A 21371-nucleotide genomic window follows, 5' to 3' on the forward strand; every position below is an offset into this window, starting at 1 on the left:
GTCAGCCGCCCACACGCCGCGGCGGTCAGCGCTCCTCGATGTTCCGGACCAGCGCCTCGCTGGTGTGCGCGATCGCGATGCTGACGAAGGGCTTGACTGCGCTGGCGATCGCTCTGCCGGCGGGTCCGCCGGGCAGCGAGTAGTTGATCCACGCCTCGACCCGGGTCCGGTCCGCGGCGAGGTCGGTGAAGGTCCAGCGCTGCGTGTTGCGGATGCCACTGATCGAGGTGAGCTCGATCAGCCGGTCCTGTTCCCAGCCGGTGCACCGGATCCGGGAGCTCAGCGACACGCCCAGCTTCATCACGCCGTCGTAGGTGGCCCCCACCCCGCGCAGCTGCTCGCCGACCGGATCGATGCGGTGCAGGCCGTACATCCAGTCCTTGGTGGTGGTGAAGTCATCGACATAGGCGAACACCTCCGCGACAGGCGCGGCGATCTCGACCGACTTCTCCACGATCGTGGGCACGCGCGGGAGTGTGGCACGACGTACGGCGCGGTGACACATGTCGTCCGTCAGGTCGGCGTGCTGATCGCGCGGTCGCGGCACGTCACCGAAGCTCCCCGGGTAGGAGTCGAACCTACGTCGCTAATCCTGATTCAAAGTCAGGCGGGCCCTGCCGGCAGACCAACCGGGGATCGGTGCGAGACAAGGCTAACGGTCCGCACGGGTCAGTCGTCCGGGCCCAGCGGACGGGCCCAGCGGACGACCCCGGATCGGTCCGGGATCAGGGCAACGCTCGGCACAGGCCTGCCGCGGTGGATCCACTCCGGCGTACGGCGGCGCCCTACAGCTGCCGCCGTACGCCGGCCTCGCGAACGAGTGCGGCGTGCTGCTGGGACAAGCCGACGTGCTCATCGTCGATCCGCGCGGGTCCCAGACGCGGCACCGGGAGCACGGCCCTCTTGGCGATGCTCTCGAGCTCGAAGGCCAGGGCGGCGTACAGCGCGATCACCGCGAGCGCGATTCCTACCCAGCCGGCCACGTGCGCCCAGGTGAGCGCACTGCTCCATCCCGACGACGACGCCAGCCCGGCCACGGCCGTGACGACGAACCGAGCGGCACTCACCAGCATCACGAGCGCGGCAACGGGCTTCCCCCAGCCTGCGACACAAGGCACCAGCAGGCACGCCGCGACGGTGAAGAGCACCACCGCGAGCACGGGCGCGGGGAAGGGTAGCCCGGTGGTCAGGGTGCCGAGGGCGATCGTGCCCCAGCCGGCGGCCAGCATCCCCATGCCGGTGCCCGCCACGGGGTCGCGGCACAGAAAGCCGAGGACCATCGCGACCAGCTGGAGCGGGACGCACAGGACAAGCACCACCTCCGCGGCGAGCCGGCCCTGCGCCGGGCTGATCCAGCCCAGCTGCATCGCGGCATAGACCGTCGTGGCCGTCACGAGCGCGAGGAACCCCAGGGGGATCGGGTTGGCCAACGGCCGCAGGAAGATGCGGGAGTCCGGCACCGGGAGGGCTCGCAGGTCCGACTGGGTCATGCGCGACGAGGTACCCGGGCGACGACCACGGAAACGATCGGGCGGTCCGACGTCGTGGCGTTGTGAGCGCCCGCGGGCTGAGTTACGGTTGCGTAGGTTGGACCATCTCCCCTCGAGCAGCGCAGGACTTGTCTATGACGACCACCGCAGAGCCCATCTCCCCCGTCGAGGTGCCCGAGCGGGCGACCCTCGGTGGCGACCACCAGTCGCGCAAGGAGCAGTTCGCGCTGGCTCTCTTCATCCTCGTCCCGTTCCTCGCGGTCCTGGCCGCGATCCCGATCGCCTGGGGCGGCTGGCTGAGCTGGACCGACGTGGGCATCACCATCTTCATGTACTGGCTGACCGGGCACGGCGTGACCGTCGGCTACCACCGGCTGTTCACCCATAAGTCGTTCAAGCCGAACCGCGTGACCAAGAACGTGCTGGCCATCTGCGGTTCGATGGCGATCCAGGGCCCGGTCGTGCGCTGGGTGGCCGACCACCGCAAGCACCACAAGTTCTCCGACCGGGACGGCGACCCGCACAGCCCTTGGAAGTACGGCACCAACCTCCGGGCGCTGACCAAGGGCTTCTTCCACGCCCACATGATGTGGCTGTTCGACACCGAGCAGACCCCGCAGCGCAAGTACGCCCCGGACCTGATGAAGGACCGCGACATCGTCCGGATCTCACGGCAGTTCCCGATGTGGGTCGCGGTCTCGCTGGCCACCCCGGCCGTCCTCGGCGGACTGATCACCTGGTCGTGGCAGGGCGCGCTGACCGCGTTCTTCTGGGGCTCGCTGGTGCGGGTCTCACTGCTCCACCACGTCACCTGGTCGATCAACTCGATCTGCCACACGATCGGCGACCGCCCCTTCGTCTCCCGCGACAAGTCAGCGAACGTCTGGTGGCTGGCGATCCCCTCGATGGGCGAGTCGTGGCACAACCTGCACCACGCCGACCCGACCTGTGCGCGGCACGGCGTGATGAGGGGTCAGCTCGACACCTCGGCACGGGTGATCTGGGCGCTGGAGAAGTGCGGCTGGATATACGACGTCCGCTGGCCGGTCCAGGAGCGGGTCCAGTCCAAGCTGGTGGCGAACCAAGCCGCCTAGGCCCCGCTGAGCCGGATCTGGTCGGTCAGCACGACCAACCCCCCGGACGGCGCCCAACCGCCGCGCGGGTACCGCGGCGATGCGCGAGGATGCAGGGGTGACCGCAGAGCAGAAGCGCCTCCCACGCAGCCGGATGACGGCCGCCGAGCGCCGCGAGCAGCTCATCGAGATCGCCCGCGGTCTCTTCGCCGAGCGCGGGTACGACGGTGCCTCCGTCGAGGAGATCGCGGCGCGAGCCGAGGTCTCCAAGCCGGTGGTCTACGAGCACTTCGGCGGCAAGGAGGGCCTCTACGCGGTCGTGGTGGACCGGGAGGTGCAGCGGCTGCTGGAGCTGATGCGCGGCGCGTTGTCGGCGTCCCGCCCGCGGATCCTGATCGAGCAGGCGGCGGTGGCACTGCTCACCTATGTCGAGGAGCACCCCGACGGCTTCCGCATCCTGGTCCGCGACAGCCCTCCCGGCTCCGCGTCCGGGTCCTACGTCTCGATCATCGGCGACACGGCCACCCGGGTCGAGCACATCCTGGCCGAGCACTTCAAGAGCCGGGGGTTCGACGCGAAGGCGGCTCCGATGTACGCCCAGATGCTCGTCGGCATGGTGGGTACGACGGGCCAGTGGTGGCTCGATGCCCGCAAACCGGCCAAGGAGGTCGTCGCCGCCAACCTGGTCAACCTCGCCTGGAACGGACTCGCGGGACTGGAGAAGTCACCGTCACTGCGCTCCGGGGACTGAGGAGGGACCGGGCGGTCAGCCCAGCAGCACGTCCATCACGACGTGCCGCACCCCGGCCAACGCGGTCAGCAACCAAGCGGCGAACGCCACCCAGGTCCAGACGTGCCCGACGTCGGCCAGCCAGGGCAGCCCGTCGAGCTTCCCGATCGTGGTCGAGGCCATCGCGTACATCCCGAGCGGGAAGACGATGCTCCACAGATTGGCGTCGTACCGCAGCGGGATGCGATGGGTGACGTGTCGCCACCAGCCCATCGCGAACAGTGCCGGCACCAGCCAGGTGGCGATCACCCACGCCAGCAGGCTTCCGGCCCTGATGGTGTCCCGCGCGACGTCCGCGAAGGGGCCCGGTGGTAGGTGGGCGACCAAGGACCCGGCGAGGGCAGTGATGGCTGCGGCACCCATCGCCACCCAGTACGGCGGAGTGAGGTCGGCCGCGCCGAAGTCGTAGGCGAGCAGCCGCATCGCCACGAAGACCCCGTCGACGACGTAGAGGAAGAGTCCCAGCCCCCAGGCGATCAGTGCGATCAGCGGCAGCGCCTGCCCGTGCTCGTACGGCGCCAACGTGGCGGCGGCGACCGAGATGGACTGGCCGCCGACCGCCCACATGAACCAGGTCCCGTTGGCAGCCGCGACGATCGGATGCTCGCCGGCTCCGAGGTGGGTAGTCCACGGCACGGCGTACCCACGCAGCAACCAGGCCACCGAGGCCACCGCGAGCAGGCCGATCGCCACGCCGCGGTGCTCGACGGCGATCCGGACCGCGAGCACGTTCGCGGCCGCGACGAAGGTGTAGAAGCCGAAGCCGCGCAGCGGGTGGGTGAAGTCCTCGGCCATCTCGTGGCGGTAGCGAGCGAACCGCCAGCCGTTGAGCACGATCAGGCCGAGGAACGATGCCGCGGTCAGCACCAGCAGCGCTCGCGATAGAGCGGTCGCACCTTCGTCGCGAAGTCCGATCGAGCAGATCCCGGTCGCCATCACCGCGGCGAAGTAGCCCGGTGACAGCTCCCGCAGGGCCTGGCCGATCTGGCCGATCTGCCCGCCCGAATCAGCTGGGGTCACTCCTGAACGATAGGACGCCGCGAGACCCGGGCGACGACGAAGACCCTCCGGAACGGCAGCACCACACCGCCTCCGTCGTCGGGGTAGGCCACCCGCAGCCGACGCCGCAGTTCGGCGCTGAACGATGCGCGGAGCTCCTCGTCCAGCGCGGCGAGCGTCGGCCGCAGGCTGGTGCCGCTGATCCAGTCGAAGACCGCATCCTCGCCGTGCAGGACGTGCAGGTAGGTGGTCTCCCACGCATCGACGGCGCAGCCCAGCCCGCCGAGCGCGCGCAGGTAGGTGGCGGCGTCGTGGGCATCGGGCGAGGCGGCCTCGACGGTCTGCGCGGCGTACGGCGGCTCGGCGGCGAGCGCGCGACGGATCGTGTGGCTGGGCTGGTCGAAGTTCCCGGGCACCTGGAAGGCCAGCCAGCCCCCAGGCGCCACGGCGCGGACCAGCGTGGGCAGCAGGTCGAGGTGCCCGGGGACCCACTGGAGGGTGGCGTTGCAGATCAGTACGTCGACGGGATCGGACCCGGCTGCGACGTACTCACGGAGATCCTGCACCACGAAGTCGAGATCCGGGTGGTCGGCACGGGCACGCGCGATCATCTCCGCGCTGCTGTCGACGCCGCTGAGGCGAGCCGATGGCCACCGGCGCGCCAGCAGCGCCGTCAGGTTGCCCGGCCCGCAGCCGAGGTCGACGACCACGCCCGGCTCGTCGGCGTCGATGCGGGCCAGCAGCTCGACGAACGGGCGGCCCCGCTCGTCGGCGTAGGTCAGGTAGCGCCCGGGGTCCCAGCTCATCGCACCTCCACGAGTCTCGATGTCCCGGCAGTCTGGCCACCACATTCTCTCGATGTCAAGAATCTTTTCGATCGAGATGCCTGTCGCTAGGATGTCCGATCGTGGTCAGTCCCAAGCATCTGAGCGGAGAGCCGGACGAGGTCGACGAGCTGGTGGGCGCCTGGCAGCGCGAGCGCTCCGACCTCGATCTCACCCCGGTGGAGGTGTTCAGCAGGCTCAGTCGGCTGAGCAGGCGGTTGGACCTGGCCCGGCGGGAGGCCTTCGCCGAGCACGGCATCGAGACGTGGGAGTTCGACGTGCTCGCGGCGCTACGGAGGGCGGGGCGTCCCTACCAGCTCAGCCCCGGGGCGCTGATCCGCGAGACGCTGGTGACCAGCGGCACGATGACCAACCGGATCGACCGGCTTCAGCAACGCGGCTACGTCGTACGCTCCCCGGCGCCGAAGGACCGCCGTGGTGTCCTCGTCGGACTCACCGACCGGGGCCGACGGGTGGTGGACGGTGCCTTCGAGGGCCTGATCGATCGCGAGCGCGCCCTCCTCGCGGTGCTCTCCCCCGCCCGGGCCGAGCAGTTGGCCGAGCTGCTCAAGGCCCTGATGGCCCCCCTCGCGCCGAGGTCTCAGTAGTCCTTGTACGGGTCGGCGTAGGTGTTGATCGCGCTCATGTGCACATGGTCCGAGAACAGCGACAGGTGCCCCGGCCCCGCGGCCGCCTCCCCGTCGAAGCCCGCGTCCACGCCGATGTCCACCGGCGTCTTGGCCGACTGGTCGAAGGTGACGTAGAACGCCGAGGAGAAGGACGTGCCGATGTGGTGCACGCTCGCGGACAGCTTGGAGCCGACCATGACGGTGATCCCTCCGGTCGGCGTGGTGGAGATGTCCACGAAGCCGGCCAGGAACGGCAGCGCGTTCAGGTCGATCTCGAAGTCGACCTGCTGGCAGCTGACCTTCGCCGAGAAGCCGACCGGCAGCTCAGGGTCGGTCTCATCGCTCCAGTCCAGTGACAGCGCCAGTTTGCTCGCCACCGACCCGCACTGGGCCGCGGCAGCGTCCGGCGCTGTCGGATCCTTGGGGTCGGTCCCCGCCGCGCCGCCACAATGGTCGGGCAGGGCCGAGGAGTTGTTGAACTCGGAGTAGGTGAGCTGGAGAGAGAAGTAGACGTCTGCCTGGCGCGCGACGTCGAAGTACTTGCGCGCCGCCGCGTTGGCGATGTTCGCCTCCACCCCGGTGGAGACCGGCCACATCGCGTTGATGTAGGCCGCCTCGGAGTCGATGAAGGCCTGCATCCGCTCCTTCCACTGGGTGAAGATCGCCTGGTCCTCCGCGCAGTCCTCGTCGTCGCCGCCGACGAGCGCTGCGCACCACTGGACGTCCTGATACTGCCCGTCGCAGTTGTTGGCGCTCCACAGATTGCCCTCGGCCGTGAGGATCTTCTGATCGGCCTTGAGCACCGACTGCTCGCCGTCGGTGGAGTAGTTCGTCATCAGCGCGGTCAGCCGGGTCCGCTCGGCCACGGTCGTCGACTGTGTGCGCACCTGGTCATAGAGCTGGTCGAGCTGCTTGCGCAGCGCCTGCAGGTGAGCGCTGACCCTCTGGCTCTCTGCGCTGTAGTAGCCATCGTCGGCGCGGGCGTCCTCCTCGGCGATGCTCGAGGGCACGACGGGCATCTGGAACGGGCCTGCCTGCACCCCGGCGGAGATGTCCATCAGCCGGGAGGCGTTGATGTTGGTCGGCTCCGCGAAGGGATCGTCCGAGCCGGAGTTGCCGTTGACCTCGTCGGTGGTGTCGTCGGCGCGGATGGACTTGCCGAACGCGGTCAGCGCGGAGTCCTTGTTGCCGACGCAGTAGTCGACGACGAAGGCCTCCTGCTCCACCTGGGGGCTGGATCCGTCCGCGGCGACCGCTCGGTCGAGCCAGGACTTCGCGGTCGTCCAGTCACCCATCAGCGCATAGCCGTGCCCGAGGTTGGTCAACCGGACCGCCGAGGTCTTGGCGCCCACGCTGCCGGCCTGAGGGAGGCTGCCGGCCTTGGTCTCCAGGGCGATCGCCCACCCCGGATGCCCGGCCATGTTCGCCGAGGCGCCCGCGATGTTGAGGTAGTTCGTCTGCTCCGCGGGGACACTGCCCCGATAGCCGGCGATCGCGGCGGCCAGCGCCGCCAACGGCTGCTGGGCGGCGAGCGCGACCGCGGCCACGTCGTCGGCGTCCTCAGGGTGACGGGCCAGATCCAGTCTCTGCCAGCCAGCGGCGCGTGTGCCCGGCCTGGTCGCGGCGTCGATCGCCGCGAGGGTGTCCTCGAACGAGACGACCCGCTGCACGCCGGTGCGCGCGGTGCAGTCGGCGTACAGGTGACCTCCGTTGACCCGCTGCGGCTTGCCGATCGCCTGGCGCATGAACGTCAGGTTGCCGTCGAAGTGGAAGCTGCCCCCGGCACCGGCCCGCACCCTGACGGTGACCTCCGCGGACTGCGTCACCCCACCGGCCGCAGTCAATCTCACCTGGTACCTCAGGCTGGTCACCTCGGTCGGTGCCTGCCAACGCAGCTTCGGCTTCCACGTCGTGCCCTTACGCACCTCGTTCGTGCTGATGCTGCCGCGGTGGGTCGTGGAGTCGATGGCGGGCTGGCTCGGCTTGACCTGGGACCCGGCCTTGGGTGCGGTCACGGTCAGCGTCGCCTGCTGCAGCGACTGTTCGTTGCCCCGGACGTCGAACTCGACGATGAACACCGACCCCTCCGCGACGGTGCCCGGAGCCTTGACCGACAAGAACTCCCCGGAGATCCTCCGCTTCACCGCCTTCGAGGTCGTGGCCCGGCGGGTCTTGGTCGCGGACACCTTCACTCGCAGCTCTGCCGTGCCCGCGGGCATGGCCCGCCACGACAACCGGCCACTCCCAGATTTGTGCGTGTGCGCCGCGCTACCGACCGAGCGCCAGCTCCCACCGGAGACCTTCTCCTGCAAACGCACCTTCCGGCGGCCGCGCGGCTGGACCCGCACTTCCAGATGCACGCGCTGCCCCACCCGCCATGGGCCCCTCGGCCACGACACCGACACCCCCGTGTGGCGCAGCCGGGGGGCGACCGGGGCACTTCGAGCGGTCGGCGCCCCGCTTGCTGGCACCACCGGGGCCATCAGGGCGGCGATCACCACGCTGGCGAGCAGGATGAGGCCGCGCACCAGCCAGGTCTTCGGGGGGCGCTCACGTCGCGGTGCAGCCGTCATCGTGGCGTCTTCGTGGCGGCGGCCGACGCGGCGGGCACACCGATCACGTGTCCGGCCTGCAACAACCCTGCCGGGTCGTATCGCCTGCGCAGCTCACCCAGTCGGCGATGGCCTTCGGGATCCCAGGCACGGGCCCGGTCGACCTCGCCGGCCGGGCGCCCGTGCATGTTGAGCAGGGTCTGGCCGGTCGACCACGGCGCCGCAGCGGCCATCAGCGCGTCGGCAGCGGCCGGACCGGAGTCGGCGGCCGGGCCGGCGAGCACGGCGATCGCCACCAGGCTGTACGCCGCGTCACGCCCGCCGACGGCGTTCGGCACTGCGGGCGGGCGGCCCAGCGCTCCGCCGAGCTGGCGCAGCTCGCCCATCAGCAGGGGGGACGTGACGCCGGGGCCGACGCGGCCGAGCAGGGCAGTCACCGTGTCCGGAGTCAGGTCGCGCAGCAGCGCAGAACGCTCGAAGAACGGCACCGGATGGTCCGGGTCACGGTGGATGCTGTCCACCTCGGCATAGGGCATGGTGTCGACTGCGTCGACGACCGCTGGCCCTACCCGTCGCATCGCAGCCACCAGATCCCGGCCCTCCGCCTCATCGCCCAGATGGCATACCCGCAGGTGGGCCAGGGTGCGCCCGCGCAGCGGCTCAGGGATGTCTGGCAGTGGCGGCAGCCGAAGTGCCGCCACCGAGGTGCAGCAGGTCTCGGGCAGGTCGGCACTCCAGGCGCGATAGGCGTCCAGCACCGCCGGCAGGTGCTCCTCGGCCCAGAAGATGCCGCCGCCGTACACCGTGGTGATCGGGAGCAGGTCGACCGTGATCGCGGTGACGATCCCGAGGTTGCCCTTGCCGCCGCGCAGCCCCCAGAACAGGTCCGGCTCGTGGTCGGCGTCGACCTCACGGAGTCGGCCATCCATGGTGACCACCTCAACCGACCGCACGTGATCGGCCCCGTAGCCATGGGCACGGCCAGTCACCGGGAGCCCACCACCCAGGGTGAATCCCACCACGCTGACGTCCGACGACGAGCCCACCAGCGGGGCGAGGCCGTGCGGTGCGGCGGCATCGATGAGAGCACGCATCCGCACACCGGCGCCCACCCTCGCGGTGCGCGCCCGCGGATCCACCACGACCTGGTCCATCCGTCGGGTGCTGATCAGGATGCCGGCCTCGACAGCTGCGCTGGCACCGTGGCCGGTCGCGTGTACCGACACCGCCAGGTGGCGCGAGGCGGCGTATATCACCGCGGCACGGACGTCCTGAGCACTCATGGCACCGACCACCAGAGCCGGGTGATGGACGACCGCGGTGTTGAAGCCGGACACCTCCGCAGACCAGCCGGCCGAGTCGGGACGCAGCAGTGGTCCGGACACGTCCGGGTCCGGCACCCCTGCGAGGCCGTCGCCGGAAGGGGGTAGGTCGATCGTGGTCATGAGGGCAACTCCATCCAGCCACCGGCGCCGAGCGGCACCCAGAAGTGCATCGCCCCGAACCTAGGCTCGGCCGGCCCCCAGGGCATCGTGGAAACCCACGAACCTTGCGGTACGGCTCCAGGTTCGCGAGGAGGCTGCCCGGCTATTCGACGGCATCGACCGTCGGTGCTGTCGGCGTCAGCCGGCGGGCGAGCTCGACCCGCGATCGCACTCCGAGCTTGGCGTAGACCCGGGTCAGGTGGGACTCGACCGTACGTGCGGTGACCACCAGGGCGGCGGCGACCTCCCTGTTGCTGAGTCCCTGAGCAACGAGTCCGGCGACCCGTGCCTCGCTCTCGGTGAGGTCGTTGCCGCTGGAGGTCCGGCCGCCGAGCCGGGCCAGCTCGCGCTCGACCTTGTCGAGCCACAGGGGCGCACCGAGGCCAGAGAACGTGTCCCGGGCCGAGGTCAAGGTCTCCCGGGCGTCGCGCCGGCGGCGGACGCGGCGCAGCGCACTGCCCAGGGCCAGCTCGGAGCGGGCCTGCTCGAACGGAAGCGGCAGCGTCTTGAACAGGGTCACCGACTCCTCCAGACATGCCACCGCGTCCTCGGCCCTACCCGTGGCGTGAGCCAGCAGGCCCGTGGCCCGGGCGGTGGCCGCCGACGGCCAGGTCGTCGCCATCCCGTCTGCCCAGCGCCGCATCCGGTCGAGCCGGTCCGCGGCCCGCTCGACCTCTGCGCAGCGGACCAGCGCTTCCACGTGATCGCCGAGGTATCGCCACTGCCGGGGCTCGGCGAGCACGTCGGAGGCTTCGAAGAACGCGTCGACCTCGTCGAGGTGCCTGAGCGCTGCCCGCGGGTCGTCACAGGAGAGGTCGATGAAGCCCAGCGCGGTACGGGCGAGGGCGACGCTCCACCCGTCGTCACCGCTCATCCCCTCTTCGAGCGCGAAGTCGGCGTCCCTCCGAGCCTGCGCTATCCCTCCTGTGTGTGCGTGCACCAGGGAACGGAAGTAGGCCGACAGCCCAAGCCGCCCCCTCTGCTCACACTGTCGGGCGTTCTCAACCGCCTGGCCGGCTGCCGTCTCCGCGTCCGTCCAGCGGCCGAGCCACAGCGCCAGCTCTGCGCGGTGTCCAGCGATGTCCGACATCGAGCTGAGGTCGCCCTCACGCTCGGCGCGCTGCCAGGCATCGAGAAGCAGCTCGTCGGCCGCCGCGAACTCATCGAGGTACTTGATGCACTCCCCCTGGCAGGTCCGCGCTCGCCAGGCGACAGGAGGCAGCGACGCCGACTGGTCCTCCATCTCGGTGGCCCGCTGCATCAGCTCCGGCGGGATGACGTTGCCCTCGCGCCAACTGGCGATCGCAACCTGCTTGAGGGCGCTGGCGAGCAGTGCTGGGTCCGGATCCGGCAGACCATCGAAGAAGTCCAGGGCAAGCTGTGCGTGCCGACGGGTCTCGCCGATGGGCAGCTCGGCGCGCTCGGCCAGGATCAGATGTGCCGCAGCCTCCGCGGCCGGGCTCCCCTCCGCCTCCGCCAGGGCCTGCCAGGCGACCTCGCGCATGGCAGAGACGCCTTCCTGCTCGAACAGCACCGCAGCGAGCGCCGTCAGCGTCCGCGACCGCTCCGGGCCGGCCTGCTGGTCTGCGCGCAGTCTTTCGAGGGTACGGCGGGCTTGGACCGCATCACCGGCCTCGAGCAGGAACTGGGCGACTGCTCGGGCGCGGGTGGCACGACCCACGGCGTCGGCCGCCGGCGTCAGCACTCGCGCCAGCTCGGCCAGATCGGCGGCGGTGCGGGGCGCTCCGCGGGCGCGTGCACAACCGGCCCCCACGTCGAGGTGCTCGGCGACCACCCGGTCGGGTCCGGGCGCGGCCAGCGCCAGATGGCGGGCCCGGCGCTCCGGGTCGGTGACGACACCGGCGAGGCGGGAGTGGACAGAGGCACGCAGGGCGACTGGGGCCTCCCGGTAGCAGGCGGTGGCATACAGCGGGTGGACGAACCAGAGCCGGTCACCGACCCGTCGCAACAGGCCGGCCGCCTCGCCCTGGCCCACCAGGGCCTCCGCCCGCGGTCCGTAGGCCGCGAGCAACGGACCGATGGCCGGTCGGGACATCGCGGCGACCGCCACCAGCAGCTCCCGGGCGTCGTCGGCCAGCTCCGCGACCCGTTGACGCACCAGCTCGGCCAGATCCGATGGCGGCACCACGGAGTCGGCGGCCCACGGCCAGCTGCGGGCGACCGAGCGGCCCAGCTCCAAAGCGTGCAGCGGATTCCCGCGCGCCGACTCGTGCAGCCGCCAGCTCAGACCGGCAGTGGCCCGTTCGCCGAGCTCGCGTGCCAGCAGCCGCTGGGTCGCATCCAGGTCGAGCGGGCCGACGTGGATCGTGTGCACCTCTCTGGCCAGGACAAACGGCGCCGCGGTCGGCTCACCGGTGCGCATGGTGAACAGGGCACGGACCCGGTCGGGCGGAAGCCGGCGCAACGCGAAGGCAACCGCCGTACCCGAGTCGCGATCCATCCACTGCACGTCATCCACGGCGAGCACCAGGCGACACTGCTCCGCGAGAGTCCGCAGCACGGCTGTGGTGGCGAGCGCGACCGCGTGCGGCTGGGGCACGGCCCCGTCGACGGGCCGACGGAGCAGGGCCACCTCGACCGCCCTCAGCTGGGGGTCGGGGAGGTCGGGCCGGGCCGCATCCAGACATCCACCGAGCAGGTCGCCGAGCACGGCGTACGGCATGTCGGCCTCCGCCTCGGCCGGCATTGCCGACAAGACCCGCCAGCCGGCGTCGCGGCAACGCTTGAGGACCGTCTCCCACAGCACGGTCTTGCCGATGCCCGCCTCGCCCGCCAGGCAGAGCGCGCCAGCACCGCCGGACCAGGCCTGGACGACCTGTGCGAGCTCGGCATCGCGCGCGAGCAGCGCCCCGGAGTCCGGCAGCCTCAGATCGTCCTCGCGCACCCGTCCACTTCCCGCAGCACCGTCACCGGCGGCCGCCCGGGAACCGCTCACCGGTGTTGCCGAGTATGCGCCTGCTCCTGCCCGGTTGTCGGCGGTTCTGGCCGAGTCCTGCTCTCAATCCACCGCGTCGGCGGCGTCGAGCCACTCGTCCTCGAGTCGCTGTCTCTCCTCGGCCAGCACACGCTGGGTAACACTCAGCCCGGCCAGGCGTTCGGGATCGTGAGCATGGTCGGCCATCTCGGCGTGCAGCTGCTGCTCCTTCGCGCTGAGGCGATCCAGCTGTCTCTCGACCCGGGCGAGCGTCTTGCGGGCAGCGCGCTGCTCCGCCGATCCCGCTTTCGTCGGGGCTGGCGCCGGCGCACCGCCGCTGCGCGCCTCAGCAGCACGTCCCCGCCCGCGCTCGCCGGTCCGCGGCGCAGTCACCGCGCGGCGCTGGCCGAGGTACTGGTCGACCCCACCGGGCAGCATCGAGATCTGGCCATCGCCCATCAGTGCCCAGATGGAGTCGGTGACCCGCTCGAGGAAGTAGCGGTCGTGGGAGACGACGACGAGGGTGCCGGGCCAAGAGTCGAGGAAGTCCTCGAGCACGGTGAGCGTCTCGATGTCGAGGTCGTTGGTCGGCTCGTCGAGCAGTAGCACGTTGGGCTCCTCCAGCAGCAGCTTCAGCAGCTGGAAGCGGCGACGCTCGCCCCCGGACAGGTCGCTCAGTCGCGCGGTGAGTCGGTCGCCGGTGAAGCCGAAGCGCTCCAGCAACGAGCTCGCGGAGACGTCCTGCCCGCTCGCGGTGCGGGTCAGCCGCCGGATGCCCTCGATCGTGGACAGCACCCGCGCCTCCCCGGTCGGATCGACGTCCGGGGTCACCGCCTGGGTCAGGTGCGCCAGCGCCACGGTGCGGCCCAGCCGCACCCGACCGGCCGACGGCGCCAGCTCACCGGCGACAAGGTTGAGCACCGAGGTCTTGCCGGCGCCGTTGACGCCGACGATCCCGACCCGGTCCCCCGGGCCGAGCCGCCAGGTGGCGTGCCGCAGCAACTGTCGATCGCCGCGGACGAGGTCCGCGTCCTCGACGTCGATGACGTCCTTGCCAAGGCGCTGGGTGGCGAACCGCTCGAGAGTCAGCCGGTCGCGCGGTGGCGGCTCGTCGGCGATCAGCGCCTCCGCGGCGTCCATCCGGAACTTCGGCTTCGACGTCCGGGCAGGCGCACCACGTCGCAGCCAGGCCAGCTCCTTGCGCATCAGGTTCTGCCGTCGCGACTCGGTCGCTGCTGTCTGTCGCTGCCGCTCCGCCTTGGCAAGGACGAACGCGGCGTAGCCACCGTCGTAGCCGTCCACGACGCCTGCGCCGTTCGCCGCTGGGTGCACCTCCCACGTCGTCCGACAGACCGCGTCGAGGAACCATCGATCGTGCGTGACCACGACGACGGCCTCCGAGCGGCCGACGAGGTGCTCGGCCAGCCAGGTGACCGCCTCCACGTCGAGGTGGTTCGTGGGCTCGTCGAGAATCAGCAGGTCGTGCTCCTCGAGGAGCAGCCGCGCCAGCGAGCAGCGCCGACGCTCACCGCCGGACAGTCCGTGCACCACACGGTCCAGGTGCACGCCCTCGAGCAGCACCTCGGCGACCTCGCGGGTGGTGGCATCGGCCGCCCACTCGTGGTCGGACCTGCCCGCGAGGACGGCCTCGCGGACGCTGTGGGTGTCGTCCAGCACGTCGCGCTGGTCGAGGTACCCGACCCGCAGACCTCGCGCCGTCGACACCCGACCGCTGTCGGGACCGATACGCCCGGCGATGAGATTCAGCAGCGTGGTCTTGCCGTCGCCGTTGCGCCCGACCACGCCGATCCGATCCTGCGCCCCGACACCGAGGCTGACCTCGTCCAGCAGGATCCGCACCCCGTAGGACTTGGTGACCCGTTCCAGGTTGACCAGGTTGCTCATCGTCCGCACCTCACGCGTAGGTGACCACGTGCGCGCCAGCGACGGGCCCGGTCGCGACCTGCACGCGTTCGTGACCGGCGGCGTGGAGGACGGCCCGCACCGACTGCGCGCTCTCGTGATCCGCGCACAGCAGGACACAGGTCGGGCCAGACCCGGACACGAGACCCTGCAGCGCCCCTGCCGCCACCCCCAGCGCCAGCACGTCGCGCAGGTCGGGGCGGACGTGCAGCGCGGGCTCCTGCAGGTCGTTGGTCAATGCGCCGGCCAGAGCCGTCGAGTCCCCCGCGGCGAGCGCATCGAGCAGGGCGACGCTCACCTCTGGGTCGGGTACGGCGTCACCCCGCATCTGGTCGAGCTCGGCGTAGATCCTGGGGGTGGACAGCCCGATGTCGGACTCGACCACCACCCACCACCAGCTCCCCGCGTCGGCCACCCGGGTGACCTGCTCACCGTGCCCGTCACCCCGGGCGGTGCCGCCGAGTAGCGCGAACGGCACGTCGCTGCCGAGCTCCCCGGCCAGCCGAAGGAGTTCCTCGTCGGGCGTGTCCAGCCGCCAGAGACGGTCGAGCGCGAGCAGAGTCGCGGCCGCGTCGGCGCTGCCGCCCGCCAGTCCCCCGGCCACCGGGATGCCCTTGTCGATGTCCAGCGCGGCGGCACGATCCAGGCCGTGGTGGGACGCCAGCAGCCGGCCCGCGCGCAGCGCGATGTTGCTGTCGTCGAGCGGCACCTCGGTGACATCGATGCGTTCGTGGGCCGAGACGCGGAGGGACCAGCCGTCGGCCTCGGTCGCCGTCACGTCGTCGTACATCCCGATCGCCTGGTAGACGGTGGCCAGCGCGTGGTAGCCGTCGTCGCGCACCGGCCCCACCCCGAGGCAGAGGTTGATCTTCGCCGCAGCGCGGACGGTCACGGGTGCGGCACTCACCCGGCCGAGCCTAGACGGCAGTCGTGGCCAGGGCGGTGCCGGCCGGACGCTGCGGATCTTCGGCACACCGATGCGGCCCTCGAGCCCGCCCGTCGCATGATCGGTCGGCTCAGGCAGGCAACGCCTCGGCGATCCGAGCGAAGTCCTCGACCGCGAGCTGCTCGCCACGGGTCATCGGGTCGATGCCGGCGGCCGCGAGTGCTCCCGTCGATGCCTCGGCCGAGCCGAAGAGGCCGCGCAGGGCCGGGCGGAGCGCCTTGCGGCGTTGCGCGAACGCGGCATCGACGACCGCGAAGACCTGCGTGCGGGTCGCGGTGGTCGAGGGCGGCTCCCGCCGGGTCCAGGCGACCAGTCCGGAGTCGACGTTGGGTGCGGGCCAGAACACGTTGCGGCCGATCGCACCGGCACGCCGTACGTCGGCGAACCAGGCGGCCTTGACCGAAGGGATCCCGTAGGTCTTCGACCCCGGCCGGGCGGCGAGCCGGTCGGCGACCTCCGACTGCACCATCACCAGCCCGTGCTCCAGGGAGGGCAGCAGCGCGAGCAGGTGGAGCAGCACCGGCACGGAGACGTTGTAGGGCAGGTTGGCGACCAGCGCGGTCGGCGCAGGTCCGGGCAGCGAGGTCACCCGCATCGCGTCGGCATGCACCACCTCGAAGCGGTCTGCGAGGTCACCGGCGTACGTCGCGATGGTCGCCGGGAGCGCGTCGGCCAGCACCGGGTCCACCTCGATGGCCACGACACGGCGCGCCACCCCAAGCAGGGCAAGGGTGAGGGACCCCAGCCCGGGCCCGACCTCCACGACGACGTCGGATGGCGTGATCCCCGAGTCGCGGACGATCCGGCGCACGGTGTTGGGGTCGATCACGAAGTTCTGCCCGCGCTGCTTGGTCGGGCGCAGGCCGAGGGCGGACGCCAGCGAACGCACCTCTGCCGGACCGAGCAGGCTCGGTCCGGCAGAGGCTGGGTCAGCAGAGTCGGTGGGCATCGCAGCCACACCGTATGACTCCCGGTACGGCGTCAGGCGCGCGACCCGCAGACCGGCCAGGCGCCGTAGCCGCCACTGGCGGCGCGGACCTTCTCGGCGATGGCGATCTGCTGTGCCCGGCTGGCCTGGTCCGGGCGACCGGTGCCGCCGTAGGCCTGCCAGGTGCCCAGGTTGAACTGGAGTCCACCGTAGTAGCCGTTGCCGGTATTGGCGGCCCAGTTGCCGCCGGACTCGCACTGGGCGATCCGGTCCCACACGGTGCCACCGCTGGCGTAGTTGGTGCTCGGCGCCGGCGCAGCGGTACCGACCTTGACGATCGCCGCCACCGGCTGGCTGAACACGTGCTGGCGGAGCACCTTGCGCTTGAAGACGTGGCCGTTGTGGAAGGTGACCTTGTAGGTGACATCGCGGCGCCCGGTCTGTCCGGCCCGGACGGTCTTGGTGGTGCCCTGGGTCATCGAGGAGTCGTCGTGGCGGATGGTGCTGAACGGCATCACCTCGTCCTTGACCGACTTGGTGCGCACGGCGATGCGGGTCAGGACCACGTGGTCGCCGGCCTTGATGACGTGCTGGGGCCCAGGGGTGATCCGGTCGTTGCCGTTGTAGCGGACGTGCAGCTGGTCCAGCACACCGCGGGCGTCGAACGCGGCGACACGGTGCGCCTTGAGGTGGCCGCCGGCGACCTTCACCCAGATCCGGTGCGGGGTGGCGATCTTCAGCGCCATCCCCTCACGGTCGATGGAGGCGCTACGGCTGACGGAGAGCGCAGCACCGGCGTACGCATCGCCGAGCTGGTCCAGCGCGCCGTTCACCGTGCTGGCCGTCGTCCAGACGGTCTTCTGCTTGCCGTCGACGGTCAGGTGCAGCTGGCGGCCGTAGCGGACGGAGATCTGCGACCCGTCCACGACGTCGGAGTCGAGGCTGGGTACGACGGTGTCGTGGGCACCGATGTGGATGCCCTTGTCCTTGAGGACTCCGCCGACGGTGTCGGCGAAGGTCCGGACGCTCTGGGGGTGCCCGTCCACGGACAGGGTCACCTGGTCGGTCATCGAGCGGTAGCCGACGGTCGTCACGGCGAGCGCCACGACGATCAGGCCCGCAAGGGCGAGGCTGAGGGGCTTGCTGGCAAGGCGGCTTCGCCGGACCTTCTGGGCCGTCTTCTGGGCGAGGTGCGTCAGGCTGGTGCGCACGTCGTCTCTCCTGCTTCCGCGGCACATGATCAGGCCGCTGTCGGGTCCCGGATCTCGTGGACCCGGCTTCGCAGCCGTTGACGCTGGCACGGATCCGGGCAATGTCTCAAATCGGTAACGAGACATTTCGGGCCGCTCAGGCGGGGCCGCGTGACGTAAGTCATGCGCAGCCTGTGCGGCCGGTCACCGGCCGCGGAGGGGCTCAACCCCAGGCGCCGCCGAAGGCGCGGTCGGTGTTGGCGTCGATCACGGCGCACAGAGCGGCCAGGTCATCGCCGCGCGTGGCGGCCATCGACCGCACCGTCAGCGGCACCATGTAGGAGGCGTTGGTGCGGCCTCGGTGGGGGCTCGGGGTCAGGTACGGCGCGTCGGTCTCGACCAGGATCCGGTCCGCGGGCGCGAGCCGCAGCGCGTCCCGCACCTGCTCGGCGTTCTTGAAGGTGATCGTGCCGGAGAACGAGAGGTAGGCCCCGCGATCGAGGCAGGCTCGGGCGAAGTCGGCGTCGCCGGAGAAGCAGTGCATCACCCAGCGTTCCGGCGCCCCGACTTCGTCGAGCACGGCGAGCACGTCGTCGTGGGAGTCGCGGTCGTGGATGACCAGGGTCTTGTCCAGGCGGCGGGCCAGGTCGATGTGGGCGGAGAACGCGTCTCGTTGGACCTGTCTGCCGTCGGCTCCCGAGCCTGTCGAGGGGCCCGTGCGGAAGTAGTCCAGGCCCGTCTCCCCCACGGCTCGCACCCGGTCACTGCTTGCGGCCAGCGCCTCGATCTCCGCCATCGCGGCGTCGAGCTCGCCTCGGGCGGCCAGCCGCGGGGCCTCATTCGGGTGGAGGGCGACGCCGGCGACGACCGCGTCGTACTGCTCCGCGGTGCGGACCGCCCACCTCGCCCCGGGGAGATCACACCCGATCTGCACGATGCGCGGCACACCGACCGCGGCTGCGCGGGACAACGCCTCTGCGACCGGCAGCGCGGGCTCGTCGTCGCCGCGGGCGATGTCGAGGTGGCAGTGGTTGTCGACGACGGGGTGCGGCAGCGGCTCGGGAGCCTCGGGGCGGTTGCTCACTGCTCCCCCTTGCGGTGCACGAGGTCGTAGACGACGCGTTTGGGCACCCGTGAGCGCCGGGCGACGTCGGCGACCGCCTGCTTGCGCGGCGTACCGTCGGCCTCAGCCTGGGCGACCAGCGCGCGCAGCGTCTCGGGATCGTCGGTCGGCGCCTGCTCCGCGGCGCCCTGGACGACGATCGTGATCTCGCCACGCACCTCGCCGGCGGCCCACGCGACCAGCTCGGCGAGCGGGCCGCGGCGCACCTCCTCGTGGGTCTTGGTCAGCTCGCGGCACACCGCAGCCGGCCGCTCGTCGCCGAACGCCTCAGCGAGGGCGGTCAACGTGGCGGCGGTGCGATGGGGCGCCTCGAAGAACACCATGGTCCGCTGCTCGTCCGCGAGCGCGTCCAGCCGACGTCGGCGCTCACCCGCCTTGCGGGGCAGGAACCCGTCGAAGCAGAACCGGTCCACCGGCAGTCCGCTGACCGCCAGCGCGGTGAGAACGGCCGAGGGACCGGGTACGGCGGTGACGGGTACGCCGTGCGCGACCGCGGCGGCGACCAGCCGATAGCCGGGGTCGGAGACACTGGGCATCCCGGCATCGGTGACCAGCACTACCCGCTGGCCGGCGAGGAGCGACTCGAGCAGCTGCGGCGTGCGGGTCGCCTCGTTGCCTTCGAAGTACGACGTGACCCGCGCTCGCACCTCCACGCCCAGCTCGGCGGTCAACCGGCGCAATCGGCGGGTGTCCTCGGCGGCGATCACGTCGGCGGTGGCGAGCTCCTCGACCAGGCGTGGCGAAGCATCCGCAACCCGGCCGATCGGGGTGCCGGCCAGGACCAGCACGCCCGGCTCGGACGGTGCGGCGTTGCTCATCCCCCGATCATGACAGCCCACTAACCTTGCCCGGGTGACCCAGGCACCGGTGACCGCTCCTGCTGACGCGGCACCGACGCTCCGCCGCCCCGATCCGGTGACCGAGTGGGCCGCAGCACTCGGGATCACTCTGCTCGCGGCCTTCCTGCGGCTGTGGGACCTCGGCCGGCCACACAGCTTCGCCTTCGACGAGACCTACTACGCCAAGGACGCCTGGTCGGTCTACCACTTCGGCTACGCACGCAACTACGTCCAGGACGCCGACAAGAACATCCTCGCCGGCCACGTCATGGGCCAGTGGGACAAGGGTGCCGAGATGGTCGTGCACCCCCCGGTCGGCAAGCTGCTGATCGGGCTCGGGGAGAAGCTCTTCGGGATGGACCCGGCCGGGTGGCGGGTGGCATCGGTGGTGGTCGGGTCGCTGATGGTGCTGGTGATGATCCGATTCGCCCGTCGGGTCACCGGGTCCAGCCTGCTCGGTCTCGTCGCCGGGCTGCTGATGTGCTTCGACGGCCTCCAGCTGGTGCTGTCCCGGCTCGCCCTGCTCGACATCTTCCTGGCCTTCTTCATGCTCTGTGCCGTGCACTGCATGGTGGTGGACCGGGACTGGGGGCGGAGCCGGCTCGTCGACCCCGTCACCGGACGGTCCTGGGGCGCCCGGCTGTGGTGGCGGCCGTGGCGGCTCGCGGCAGGCGTGTGCTGGGGGCTGGCGCTGGGCTCGAAGTGGGACGCGATCTTCCCGCTCGCAGCGCTCTGCCTACTGATGTGGTTCTGGGACGCCGGCGCCCGCCGGCGGACCGGTGTCCGATGGTCGCTGCCGAAGTCGGCGATCATCGACGAGCTGCCCGCACTGGGGTACCTGATCGTCGTCCCCCTGCTCGTCTACGTCGCGAGCTGGACGGGATGGCTGATCCACCACCGGGCCTACGAGGTGTCGCTGTCCAACACCCAGTACGGGCCCTACTGGGGCAACTACCTCCACCAGCGGACCCATGGCTTCGTCGCTGAGACGATCCGGGCGCTGCGCGACCTCCTGCACTACCACCAGGACGTCTACAACTTCCACACCAAGTTCCTCAACAACGCCCACCACGTCTACCAGTCCGACCCGCAGGGCTGGCTGATCCTGAACCGGCCGGTGGGCGTCGACGCCCAGCTCGGCATCCAGCCGGGCCAGCAGGGCTGCGCCGCGGCCTCGGGCTCCACCTGCCTGCGCCAGGTGCTGCTGCTGGGCACACCGGCGCTGTGGTGGTTCGGCACTGCCGCTGCCATCTGGGCCGTGGTTACCTGGGCGTTCCGCCGGGACTGGCGCCCCGGCATCGTGGTGGTCGGCATCGCCGCCACCTGGCTGCCCTGGTTCCGCTACGACGACCGCCCGATCTTCAGCTACTACGCGATCGCGATCGAGCCGTTCCTCATCCTCGGCGCGGTGCTGCTGCTGGGCGAGATCCTCGGCCCGGCGCCGAGCCCGGGCCAGGGCCCCCGTGCCGCCGCCGTACTCCGGCGTCGGTACGGCGCCCTCGCCGCCGGCCTGATCGTCCTCCTGGTCGCCCTGAACTTCGCCTACTTCTGGCCGATCTACACCGACGGCCTGCTCACCAACGACCAGTGGCTGCACCGGATGTGGTTCAAGCGCTGGATCTGACGCCGAGGCGGCGCAACGTCAC

Annotated in this window: 17 protein-coding genes and 1 tRNA gene; 4 read left to right on the forward strand and 14 right to left on the reverse strand. The window is 71.1% G+C overall.

The features are described 5' to 3' along the window. Positions 1 to 25: 25 nt before the first annotated feature. From Q9R13_RS08560 to Q9R13_RS08570, 3 genes are all read right to left on the reverse strand, one after another. A complete protein-coding gene (locus Q9R13_RS08560; protein WP_310964679.1) occupies positions 26 to 466 on the reverse strand; it encodes an SRPBCC family protein in 441 nt (146 codons plus the stop codon). A 91-nt stretch (positions 467 to 557) separates the two neighbouring features. Continuing rightward, positions 558 to 636, reverse strand: a tRNA-Gln gene (locus tag Q9R13_RS08565). Between the two features lie 149 nt (positions 637 to 785). Next, positions 786 to 1490, reverse strand: coding sequence for an acetate uptake transporter family protein (locus Q9R13_RS08570; protein WP_310964680.1), 705 nt, complete (start codon positions 1488 to 1490; stop codon positions 786 to 788). A gap of 134 nt (positions 1491 to 1624) precedes the next feature. On the opposite strand from Q9R13_RS08570, the gene Q9R13_RS08575 reads away from it, so the two are divergent. Both Q9R13_RS08575 and Q9R13_RS08580 read left to right on the forward strand, forming a co-directional pair. Continuing rightward, on the forward strand, positions 1625 to 2584 hold the full coding sequence (locus Q9R13_RS08575; RefSeq protein WP_310964681.1) for an acyl-CoA desaturase: 960 nt from the start codon (positions 1625 to 1627) through the stop codon (positions 2582 to 2584). 133 nt (positions 2585 to 2717) lie between these two features. Further along, positions 2718 to 3314 (forward strand): TetR/AcrR family transcriptional regulator, encoded by a 597-nt coding sequence (locus tag Q9R13_RS08580; RefSeq protein WP_310965062.1) that lies wholly within the window; start codon positions 2718 to 2720, stop codon positions 3312 to 3314. A 15-nt stretch (positions 3315 to 3329) separates the two neighbouring features. Here Q9R13_RS08580 and Q9R13_RS08585 read toward each other — a convergent pair whose 3' ends face one another. Together Q9R13_RS08585 and Q9R13_RS08590 are read right to left on the reverse strand one after the other, a co-directional pair. Continuing rightward, the gene (locus Q9R13_RS08585) at positions 3330 to 4373 is read right to left on the reverse strand and encodes a tellurite resistance/C4-dicarboxylate transporter family protein (protein WP_310964682.1); all 1044 of its coding nucleotides are present in this window, start codon (positions 4371 to 4373) and stop codon (positions 3330 to 3332) included. Next, a complete protein-coding gene (locus Q9R13_RS08590) occupies positions 4370 to 5158 on the reverse strand; it encodes a methyltransferase domain-containing protein (RefSeq protein WP_310964683.1) in 789 nt (262 codons plus the stop codon). Before Q9R13_RS08590 ends, Q9R13_RS08585 begins: the two co-directional genes overlap by 4 nt. A 101-nt stretch (positions 5159 to 5259) precedes the next feature. On the opposite strand from Q9R13_RS08590, the gene Q9R13_RS08595 reads away from it, so the two are divergent. Then, positions 5260 to 5784 carry a MarR family winged helix-turn-helix transcriptional regulator gene (locus tag Q9R13_RS08595; RefSeq protein ID WP_310964685.1) on the forward strand — a complete coding sequence of 175 codons (525 nt, stop codon included), beginning with the start codon at positions 5260 to 5262 and terminating at the stop codon, positions 5782 to 5784. On the opposite strand, the gene Q9R13_RS08600 is transcribed toward Q9R13_RS08595, so the two are convergent. The 9 genes from Q9R13_RS08600 to rsmI all read right to left on the reverse strand — a co-directional run bounded on the left by Q9R13_RS08600 (position 5778) and on the right by rsmI (position 19704). Beyond that, entirely contained in the window at positions 5778 to 8378 is a 2601-nt protein-coding gene (locus Q9R13_RS08600; protein WP_310964686.1) for a hypothetical protein, read from the reverse strand. The two genes, Q9R13_RS08595 and Q9R13_RS08600, sit on opposite strands and share 7 nt — an antisense overlap. After that, entirely contained in the window at positions 8375 to 9802 is a 1428-nt protein-coding gene (locus Q9R13_RS08605) for an FAD-binding oxidoreductase (protein WP_310964687.1), read from the reverse strand. Before Q9R13_RS08605 ends, Q9R13_RS08600 begins: the two co-directional genes overlap by 4 nt. Positions 9803 to 9944: 142 nt before the next feature. Beyond that, positions 9945 to 12746 (reverse strand): AAA family ATPase, encoded by a 2802-nt coding sequence (locus Q9R13_RS08610; RefSeq protein ID WP_310964688.1) that lies wholly within the window; start codon positions 12744 to 12746, stop codon positions 9945 to 9947. 114 nt (positions 12747 to 12860) lie between these two features. Continuing rightward, positions 12861 to 14681 (reverse strand): ABC-F family ATP-binding cassette domain-containing protein, encoded by a 1821-nt coding sequence (locus tag Q9R13_RS08615; RefSeq protein ID WP_310964689.1) that lies wholly within the window; start codon positions 14679 to 14681, stop codon positions 12861 to 12863. Positions 14682 to 14691: 10 nt separating this feature from the next. Next, positions 14692 to 15606 (reverse strand): 4-(cytidine 5'-diphospho)-2-C-methyl-D-erythritol kinase, encoded by a 915-nt coding sequence (locus Q9R13_RS08620; protein WP_310964690.1) that lies wholly within the window; start codon positions 15604 to 15606, stop codon positions 14692 to 14694. Between the two features lie 109 nt (positions 15607 to 15715). Beyond that, positions 15716 to 16594, reverse strand: a complete 879-nt coding sequence (rsmA, locus tag Q9R13_RS08625) for a 16S rRNA (adenine(1518)-N(6)/adenine(1519)-N(6))-dimethyltransferase RsmA (protein WP_310964691.1) — start codon at positions 16592 to 16594, stop codon at positions 15716 to 15718. Positions 16595 to 16626: 32 nt separating this feature from the next. Continuing rightward, a complete protein-coding gene (locus Q9R13_RS08630; protein WP_310964693.1) occupies positions 16627 to 17784 on the reverse strand; it encodes a transglycosylase family protein in 1158 nt (385 codons plus the stop codon). A 202-nt stretch (positions 17785 to 17986) separates the two neighbouring features. Further along, positions 17987 to 18847, reverse strand: coding sequence for a TatD family hydrolase (locus tag Q9R13_RS08635; protein WP_310964694.1), 861 nt, complete (start codon positions 18845 to 18847; stop codon positions 17987 to 17989). Further along, on the reverse strand, positions 18844 to 19704 hold the full coding sequence (gene rsmI, locus Q9R13_RS08640) for a 16S rRNA (cytidine(1402)-2'-O)-methyltransferase (RefSeq protein ID WP_310964695.1): 861 nt from the start codon (positions 19702 to 19704) through the stop codon (positions 18844 to 18846). The genes Q9R13_RS08635 and rsmI overlap by 4 nt, the downstream gene beginning before the upstream one ends. 34 nt (positions 19705 to 19738) lie before the next feature. Here rsmI and Q9R13_RS08645 point away from each other — a divergent pair, with 34 nt between their 5' ends. Then, complete coding sequence (locus tag Q9R13_RS08645) at positions 19739 to 21349, forward strand: dolichyl-phosphate-mannose--protein mannosyltransferase (RefSeq protein WP_310964696.1); 1611 nt, start codon at positions 19739 to 19741, stop codon at positions 21347 to 21349. Positions 21350 to 21371: the final 22 nt, after the last annotated feature.

It is taken from the genome of Nocardioides marmorisolisilvae, from assembly GCF_031656915.1.
GTDB lineage: Bacteria > Actinomycetota > Actinomycetes > Propionibacteriales > Nocardioidaceae > Marmoricola > Marmoricola terrisoli.